At 45.4% G+C, this 504-nt stretch carries 1 pseudogene; it reads left to right on the forward strand.

The window, feature by feature from the left end:
• Positions 1 to 504 (forward strand): annotated as a pseudogene (locus tag BAQ44_RS30645) (hypothetical protein); the annotation flags it as partial.

Below are 504 nucleotides of genomic sequence, written 5' to 3' on the forward strand. Positions count from 1 at the left end.
TGGTAAGGACGGCCAAGACGGAAAAGATGGCCAAGACGGTAAGGACGGCCAAGATGGTAAGGACGGCCAAGACGGAAAAGATGGCCAAGATGGTAAGGATGGCCAAGACGGTAAGGACGGCCAAGACGGAAAAGATGGCCAAGACGGCAAGGATGGTCAAGATGGTAAGGATGGTCAAGACGGTAAGGATGGCCAAGACGGAAAAGATGGCCAAGATGGTAAGGATGGTCAAGACGGAAAAGACGGCCAAGACGGTAAGGATGGCCAAGACGGAAAAGATGGCCAAGATGGTAAGGGCGGCCAAGATAATAAGGTAGTTAACGAAAAGCCAGTTATCAAAGTAGATAAAGATGAGATCTTCGTAGAAAAAGGTAAAAAGGAACTTGATGTGAAGAAAGAAATTAATGTAAAAGTAACAGATAAAGAAGACGGCGACTTAACAGATAAAGCTGTAGTAGAAGGCACTGTAGATACAAACAAAGTCGGCGAACAAAAAGTGAAAGT

Source organism: Bacillus mobilis (assembly GCF_001884045.1).
GTDB lineage: Bacteria > Bacillota > Bacilli > Bacillales > Bacillaceae_G > Bacillus_A > Bacillus_A mobilis.